6 protein-coding genes are annotated in these 8,440 nt (G+C 56.8%); 4 read left to right on the top strand and 2 right to left on the bottom strand.

Annotated elements, in window-relative coordinates:
- The 3 genes from AEQ63_RS21160 to AEQ63_RS21145 all read left to right on the top strand — a co-directional run.
- A partial coding sequence (locus tag AEQ63_RS21160; RefSeq protein WP_177330611.1) for an RHS repeat-associated core domain-containing protein occupies positions 1 to 1,853 on the top strand: 1,853 nt, incomplete at its 5' end.
- A complete protein-coding gene (locus AEQ63_RS21155; protein WP_064364643.1) occupies positions 1,850 to 2,236 on the top strand; it encodes a hypothetical protein in 387 nt (128 codons plus the stop codon). The genes AEQ63_RS21160 and AEQ63_RS21155, both read left to right, overlap by 4 nt.
- A gap of 492 nt (positions 2,237 to 2,728) precedes the next feature.
- On the top strand, positions 2,729 to 3,127 hold the full coding sequence (locus tag AEQ63_RS21145; protein WP_064364642.1) for a hypothetical protein: 399 nt from the start codon (positions 2,729 to 2,731) through the stop codon (positions 3,125 to 3,127).
- Positions 3,128 to 3,229: 102 nt separating this feature from the next.
- On the opposite strand, the gene AEQ63_RS21140 is transcribed toward AEQ63_RS21145, so the two are convergent.
- Together AEQ63_RS21140 and AEQ63_RS21135 are read right to left on the bottom strand one after the other, a co-directional pair.
- Positions 3,230 to 5,020, bottom strand: a complete 1,791-nt coding sequence (locus tag AEQ63_RS21140; RefSeq protein ID WP_064364641.1) for a bifunctional diguanylate cyclase/phosphodiesterase — start codon at positions 5,018 to 5,020, stop codon at positions 3,230 to 3,232.
- 118 nt (positions 5,021 to 5,138) lie between these two features.
- On the bottom strand, positions 5,139 to 7,223 hold the full coding sequence (locus tag AEQ63_RS21135) for a carboxy terminal-processing peptidase (RefSeq protein ID WP_161806099.1): 2,085 nt from the start codon (positions 7,221 to 7,223) through the stop codon (positions 5,139 to 5,141).
- Between the two features lie 138 nt (positions 7,224 to 7,361).
- Between AEQ63_RS21135 and AEQ63_RS21130 the strand changes: the two genes are divergently transcribed.
- Complete coding sequence (locus AEQ63_RS21130) at positions 7,362 to 8,324, top strand: zinc-binding dehydrogenase (RefSeq protein WP_064364639.1); 963 nt, start codon at positions 7,362 to 7,364, stop codon at positions 8,322 to 8,324.
- Positions 8,325 to 8,440 lie beyond the last annotated feature (116 nt).

The raw sequence follows: 8,440 nt of genomic DNA, 5'->3' as shown, positions 1-8,440 counted from the left end.
GGAAGACCGAGTTCGGCGAGCAGGGTTTATCGCTGATCACCCACTACCAGCGCGACAAGGCCGGACGTTTGCTCGTCAAAACCCTGCCCGACGGGATCAAGGTGCGTTATGACTACGACCGCCTCGGCCGCTTGGTTGCCGTCGATGACGGGCAGAACCATCCGCTGGCCTTCGAGTACGACCGTCAGGACCGTTTGATCACCGAGCACCAGGGCTGGGGCACCTTGCGTTACGCCTATGACGCCTGCGGTCAGCTCAAACGCCTGCGCCTGCCGGACAACAGCAAGCTCGATTATCACTACGCCAAGGGCGGTGCGCTGAGTGCGATCGACCTCAACGGCACGCCGCTCACGCGCCATGTCTACCAGTCCGGTCGCGAGCAGCAACGTCAGCAGGGCCTGCTGCTCAGCGAATACTCCTACGACGATCAGGGCCGACTACTTGCTCACGCCGTAGGCCATCGCGGCGCCTCGCTGTACCGCCGCGATTATGCCTACAGCGCCAACGGCAATCTCGAGCACATTGCCGACAGTCGCCACGGCCAGCGCACCTACGGCTACGACGCCCTTGACCGATTGATCCGGGTTCGCCACTCACGCGACGAACTGCCCGAATCCTTCGCCCACGACCCGGCCGGCAACCTGCTGATGCAGGACCGCCCCGGCCCCGCGCAGATCAAAGGCAATCGTCTGCTGATGCAAGGCGACCGTCATTACGACTACGACGCCTTCGGCAACCTGATCCGCGAACGCCGAGGCCACGGCCAGACCCTCGTCACCGAATACCGCTACGACTGCCAGCACCGCCTGATCGGCCTGACCCGCCCCGACGGCCAGACCGCCACTTACCAATACGACGCCTTCGGCCGGCGCATCCGCAAAACCATCGACGGAGCCGTCACCGAGTTCTTCTGGCAAGGCGAGCACCTCGTCGCCGAAAGCAGCGCCACGCAATACCGCAGCTTCCTCTACGAACCCGGCACCTTTCGCCCACTGGCGCTGCTCGACGGCAAAGGCCCGAAAAAAGCCTGCCCGTTCTACTACCAACTCGACCACCTCGGCACCCCGCAGGAACTCACCGACTACAGCGGCGAAATCGTCTGGTCCGCGCAATACGACGCCTACGGCAAAGTCGCCGCCGTCACCCTCGCCGGCGAAGACTACCTCGACCAGCCGCTGCGCTTTCAGGGGCAGTACTTCGATGTTGAAAGCGGCCTGCATTACAACCGCCATCGGTATTACGACCCGAGGTTGGGGCGGTACCTGACCCCGGATCCGGTGAAGCTGGCGGGTGGGTTGAATCAGTACCAGTACGTGCCGAATCCGACGGGGTGGGTGGATCCGTTGGGGTTGAGTAATTGTCCGGACGACAAATGCAACAAACCAGTATTCCAACCGATCGATCCCACGAAAGGAATACAGGGAGGTGAAGATCATCCATCTCAGTCACTACCACAACAAGCCTACTTATATCGGGGGGCAGCAACAGATCCGTCTGAAGTTTTCGAGAATGGATTCAAAAGTAAGGGAGATAGCAACGATCTATTCCTACATTCGATCGATAGTGACTTTCCCCCTAGTAATTTCATCAGCACCTCTTTATCTCGTGATATGGGTAAAGCATTCGCTACCAGCTATTTTACGAGGCCGGGATTTCTCTACACCCTCAAGATGATTCCTGGTCGAGACCTCAAAAAAGAGTTGGGTGCAGCATATAATTTTAGTCAAGAGCAGGAAATTGCTATTCCCGGTGAAATTAAGCGAGAGGATATTCTTGGCGCTACGCTAATAATCGATGATGGTAGAGAGTTTGGCTATTCTATTCCTAATCCGTACAGGAGGGTTGGTAAGTGAAGACACAGTTTTCGGTTGTCGTCGTAAAAGATGGCGAAAAGCAGAAGGTCAATCTCGTATGCGATGATGAAGAGATATCTATTGCGATTGCGGATATTTGCGGACGGAAAAAAACCTATGTTGAACGTGATTTTTATAAGTGTTTTGCATTGTTGAGAAAAGATAATCCTCAGCTGGATTTTTACTGTAAGGGAGCGAAGTTGAATGTTCATCCCTCAAGCATGTCGTCGCAAATGTCTCTGGGTCTTAAAGCTTACGAGTTGGAGGTTGGCAGGGAGCCCACTGTGAACGATCTGGTTTTTATATTTGACTATGAAGATCAAGGTTTAACAAAAAATCCAGACGAGCAACGATTATTCTATCTAGCCTGGATGGGAGCTTGAGGTTGTTGAAGGATTTTGTATCTATCAGCTCACATGATATCGGTTCTTTGCGTGTAACTACGCCCGCACAGGATGGGAACTGGCTGAGTAGGCTTTCCTTCAGTGATTATGTAATGTCAAGTAAAACTGTCTAAGGTACGAAAACAATATGGTTGATATTTTGATGAAGTCCGATTGCTATGTTGAATCTTCTGCGCAAGAAAATGAATTTAGAGGTGTGTACGGTTCTAGGTTCCTAACTCACCGAGCGCAGATGAACGCTTATCAAGAATCGCTGACGAGGGAGGCGAGAAATATGCCGCGATTTACGGGTGAAGACGCTATGGGGAACTTGGTTGTTCGTATGCCGGCAGAAAACGTTGGAGAAGGATACGAGCCTAACCCATCGAATCCTTCAGAGCCCCGATTCATCTCTAAGATGAGCGGGTTCGAAATGAAATTTGACTTTGAGACTTTGCAGCCTTTCGCATTGTATCCGGTGGAGACCGTCTGATGTTAATGCATCCCTATCTCGATGCTCCATACAATCCGCAATTGAAGCATTTTCTTGGAGGGTTCGATATATATGATCGCGAGGAGACCTTGGGTGCTGAGTTGGAGCAGTATGATCCTGAGTGTCCTATAGACAGAGCCGAGTTAATTCGCAGGTTTATAGTGAAAAGATTTTCTGGTTTGACTCCTCGGCACAAGCTTGTCTTGGTTTCTGTATTGAGACGGTCTCTTGATGGCGAAACAAGTAAGCTTTCTGACGTTTTTAAACATGATCCTTTCTCGCATTCGTTGCTTCCCCTCGGATGGAATGAAATGAAAGATCCGCGGGGTTTTTTCGAACATGTGTACTCTATCCTGACCGAAGTTTGGGCTAACGAGTTATCTCTTGCCAAACGATAAAAGTGCTGAGCGTTTGCCGATGATTCTCGGTAAAGCTCAGAATGGCCTTTTTTAGACACTTTCTCCAGTAAACCCGCCAACGTGATCCGCATCGTTAGCTGATCAACGTTGGCCGATTAGCTGTGTCGGCTGAAGGATAGGAGCGGTGCCAGTTTCCAACAAATAAACACTAAACCCCACAACATCCTTAGCATGATGCTTAGCCTGCGAAGCCATCTCCGCTAGCTGGCTGGCATCAAGCGTTGCGCAAGCTTCAGGTCGCAAATGCACCACCCCGATCGATAACGACAACAGCTCGAACTCCTGCCGCACGCCTTGGCGATTGGGTGCAACGAAGCAGCCGGCTTCCAGATGTTCGGGGCGGTAGAAGCGGCGGCATTGGCTTTGGAAGTCGTCGAGGAGTTGGTTGAGGCGTTTGCGCCAGTCTTCGGGGCCGAGGACGAGGAGGAAGTCGTCGCCGCCGATGTGGCCGACGAAGTCGCGGGTGGGGTCGATGCGTTCGTTGAGGCATTGGGCGAGGCAGAGCAGAACTTCATCGCCGCGGCCGTAGCCGTAGATGTCGTTGAAGGGTTTGAAGCTGTCGATGTCCACGTAGCAGATGATCGACTCGCGGGCCTGTTGCAGCAGGCGGGTGAGGCATTGCTGGATCGGTACGTTGCCCGGCAGCAGGGTGAGTGGATTGGCGTAGCGCGCCTGTTGGATTTTCAGTTCGGTGATCAGTTTCAGCACGTCGATCACCCGGCCGAGGCCTAGGTAGCCGCCGTTGAGAGTGATGATGAAGTCTTCTTCGATGCGTTGGCGGGCGCGGCTGGTGATCAGGCGGCTGACTTGTTGCAGTGACTGGCTCATTTCCACGGCGAGAAAATCATCGTTCATCAGGCGGCTGATCGGTTTGCGCGCAAACAGGTCGGTGGCAAACGGTTTGAGCAGGGCGTCGGAAAGCGAATGGCGATGGACGATGCCGCAGGGCTGGCCTTGTTCGTCGAGCACGGCGAGTGAATTGAGGTTGGCCTGGCGACGGAAGGCTTCCAGCACGGTGGCGGTCGGCGTATCACGCTGCACGGCGGGCTGGTCGTTGAGCAGGGCGCTCAGGTCGCTGCCTTCGTCGTTCAGCGCGACGGCGCTGCTGTCGTGTTTGGGCATCATGGCGCGGGCGTCGCGGGATGGATGTTCCTGCGGACGGCCGAGCAGGTAACCCTGCACTAGGTCAACGCCCATTTCAGTCAGCACCGCGAGTTCTTCCGGTAGCTCGATACCCTCGGCAATGACTTGCGCGCGGGACGCCTTGGCTATCTGCAGAATTGAACCGACAAACTCTCTTTTCAACGCATCCTGATGAATGCCATCGATAAAGTGCCGGTCGATCTTCACATAATCCGGACGCAACTCCGACCACAGGCGCAGGCTTGAATACCCCGCACCCAAATCATCCAGCGCGATGGAGAATCCCATCGCCCGGTAGTGGTGCAGAGCGGTTTGCAGCAAATGGAAGTCATCGATTGGCGTCTGCTCGGTGAGCTCGATCACCACTTGGCTTGGCGCGATGCCCAAGTCCTGCAGCAGTTGCAGGGTGCGCCCCGGTTGGTGCGCGGCTTCGAGCAGGGACTCCGGGGACACGTTGAGGAACAGTTTGCCCGGCAACTGCTGCTCGTTGAAGCGGCGGCAGGCGCTTTGTCGGCAGGCGATTTCCAGTTCGCTCAAGCGACCAGCCTGCCGGGCTACGGCGAACAGGGCAATTGGCGAGTGAAGAGGGCTGTTGGACGGGCCACGGGTGAGGGCTTCGTAGCCGAGAATGCGGCGTTCGGAGAGGCAGATGATCGGCTGGAACAGACTGTGTAAACCGCTTTGAGTCAGGATCGAGCTCAAGGCGCTCAGCTGTTCGGTCGTGGTCATGGCAGTCTCTGGCGATTAAAAAAGGACCGGGAGCGATTGCTCCCGGTCCTTTATTGCACGACAGAATGATGACTGTTTGATGACGATCCGAGGATCGTCAGCACTAAATTGCCATCACTTACTTCTTGGCCACCTGATTGCTCAGTTTCAGGTAATCCAGAAGTACGCGCCCGGTTTCGCTCAGGTAGGCATCGTCTTCCGGTTTGACCTTGTCCGGCTCGGCAGCGGCCAATGCGTCTTCGTCTTCTTTCTTCAGCTCTTTGAGCGGCTCTTCGCCTTTGGCCTTGCGACGGATGTTCTCCATTGCCAGCTGCTTGGCGTCGATGTCGGCGTGCTGGGCACGACGATCGGCTTCATTGAGGCTGACGGTTTTTTCTTCCATCAGTTTCTGCGCCAGGGCCAGCTTGTCGCGAATGAACACGAACTCGGCATCCTTGTTGGTGCGCGCGTCATGCTCGGACTTCAGCTGGGCGAGGAAAGGCTTGAACGGATCGGCGGCCGGTTTGATCGCCGCGCGGATGGTGTCCCACGGCATGGCCTCTGGCAGGGCGCTTTCGCCGATTTCCTTGGTGTCGATCAGCGACGGATAGTCGATGTCCGGCAGCACGCCCTGATGCTGGGTGCTCTGCCCGGAGACGCGGTAGAACTTGGCCAGGGTCAGTTTCAGTTCGCCATGGTTCAGCGGCTGAATGGTCTGCACGGTGCCTTTGCCGAAGGTCTGGCCGCCGATGATCAATGCACGATGGTAGTCCTGCATGGCGCCGGCGAAGATCTCCGAAGCCGAGGCGGACAGGCGGTTGACCAGCAGTGCCATCGGGCCTTTGTAGAACGCACCCGGGTTTTCGTCTTCAAGCACGTCGACGCGGCCATCGGCGTTACGCACGAGTACGGTCGGGCCTTTGTCGATGAACAGGCTGGTCAGCTCGGTGGCTTCCTGCAGGGAACCGCCGCCGTTGTTGCGCAGGTCGATGACCACGCCGTCGACTTTGTCTTTCTGCAACTCGGTGAGCAGCTTCTTGACGTCGCGAGTGGTGCTCTTGTAATCCGGGTCGCCGGCACGGAACGCCTTGAAGTCGAGGTAGAAAGCCGGGATCTCGATCACGCCGAGTTTGTAGTCCTTGCCGTCCTGTTTCAGGCTGAGGATCGACTTTTTCACGGCCTGGTCTTCGAGCTTCACCGCTTCACGGGTGATCGGCACGATCTTGGTGGTCTGGTCATTCGGCGCATTGCTCGCCGGGATGACTTCCAGACGCACCACGGTGCCTTTCGGACCGCGAATCAATTTGACCACTTCGTCCAGACGCCAGCCGACCACGTCGACCATTTCCTTGTTGCCCTGGGCAACGCCGATGATCTTGTCCGCCGGAGCGACCTGCTTGGTCTTGTCCGCCGGGCCTGCCGGTACCAGACGTACGACTTTCACTTGATCGTTGTCGCTCTGCAACACGGCACCGATGCCCTCGAGGGACAGGCTCATGTTGATGTCGAAGTTTTCCGCGTTATCCGGCGACAGATAGTTGGTGTGCGGGTCGTAGGACATGGCGAAGGTGTTGATGTACGCCTGGAAGATGTCCTCGGCACGGGTCTGGTCGAGACGCGCCAACTGGTTCTTGTAGCGCTTGGTCAGGGTTTCCTGGATCTGCTTCGGCTCTTTGCCGGCGATCTTCTGGCGCAGCACTTCATCCTTGACGCGTTTGCGCCACAGGTCGTCGAGTTCTGCGGTGGACTTGAGCCAAGGCGCGTCCTTGCGATCGATCAGCAAGGTCTCCTTGGTATTGAAGTCCATCTTGTCGACGCCTTTGTTCAGCTCGGCAAGGGCGAAGTCCAGACGCGCCTTGACGCGGTCCAGGTAGCGCTTGTAGATGGTGAACCCGGCATTGAGGTCGCCGCTTTTGAGGAAATCGTCGAACTGGGTTTTCCACTTGTCGAATTCGGCAATGTCGCTGGCCATGAAATAGCTACGGGACGGGTCGAGCAGCTTGATGTAGCTGTCGTAGATGATCACCGAGCGCGCATCATCGAGCGGCGGCTTGCTGTAGTGGTGACGCTTGAGCAACTCGACGACGTTCAGGCTGGCGATGACTTCATCGCGATCAGGCTGCAACTTGTCCCAGCTGTTGGCTGCGAATGTGGTGCCCGACACCGGCAACAGACCGATACCGATGAAAAGAGCGAGGGCGGTGCTGGGGAGCAGATGCTTCATGCTGATTCGACGCGGGGACAATTGATAACGCATATTAGGCCGTCTTTGAAGTCGCCGGTTCTTTGAGAGCCGGTCGCATAATGCAAAAAGCCCGGCGCTACAGCTTCGGGCTCAGTCCAGACTCACTATGGAGGCACTGTGAAGGCATTGCAAGGCGTTGAAGGTCAAGTGGCATGGGTTGAAGAGCCGAGTCCTACATGTGATGTAGGACAAGTCCGCATCCGTGTGGTGGCAGCCGGCCTCAATCGCGCCGATTTATTACAGAAGGCAGGGCTTTATCCGCCGCCGCCCGGGGCCAGCCAAGTGCTCGGTCTTGAGTGCTCGGGCGTGATCAGCGAGGTCGGCGCGGGCTCGTCCTGGCAGGTCGGCGATCGGGTCTGCGCCTTGCTGGCCGGGGGCGGCATGGCCGAAGAAGTGGTGGTCGACGGACGGCATGTATTGCCGGTCCCCGAAGGTGTTTCGCTGATCGAGGCAGCGGCATTGCCCGAGGTTTACGCCACCGTCTGGCTGAATGTGTTTCAACTTGCAGCGCTGAAACCCGGTGAGAAAATTCTCCTGCACGCCGGCGCAAGTGGAATCGGTTCAGCGGCCATTCAGCTGTGCAAAGCGTTTGGTAACCCGTGCTGGGTCAGCGTCGGTACCGCCGAACGCCTGGCTTACTGCGAAGCACTGGGGGCTCAGGGCGGCGTGGTGCGCACCGATGATATCGAGGGCCTGCGCGACTTCGGGCCATTCGACGTGATTCTCGATCCGGTCGGCGGCAATTATTCGGCGTTGAACCTCAAACTGATAGCGCTGGACGGACGTTGGGTGTTGATCGGCTTGATGGGCGGCCGCGAGGCAAAACTGGATTTGGCGCAGGTGTTGGCCAAGCGCGTGCAACTGCTCGGCTCGACGTTGCGCAGCCGTGACGATCAGTTCAAGGCCGATCTGCTCAGTGATCTGGGCCAGCATGTATGGCCGCTGTTCGCCGAGGGCCGATTGCGTGCGCAATTGGCCAAAGCGTTTGCGGTGAAGGATGCCGAAGCGGCGTTCGCCGAGCTGGCGAGCAATACGGTAGCGGGCAAGTTGGTGTTGGTGATTAACGACAGTCTCACCTGACATCACCAAGCCTTGTGGCGAGGGAGCTTGCTCCCGCTGGGTCGCGAAGCGGCCCCAATCAGTCAATGCGCTGGGTCAGTTCATACCGGTTGCATCGATTTGCGACCGCTGCGCAG

This window comes from Pseudomonas sp. RIT-PI-o (assembly GCF_001297215.1).
GTDB lineage: Bacteria > Pseudomonadota > Gammaproteobacteria > Pseudomonadales > Pseudomonadaceae > Aquipseudomonas > Aquipseudomonas moraviensis_A.
Note: the sequence above shows the minus strand (reverse complement) of the source record. Positions and strands in the feature narration are given on the sequence as shown.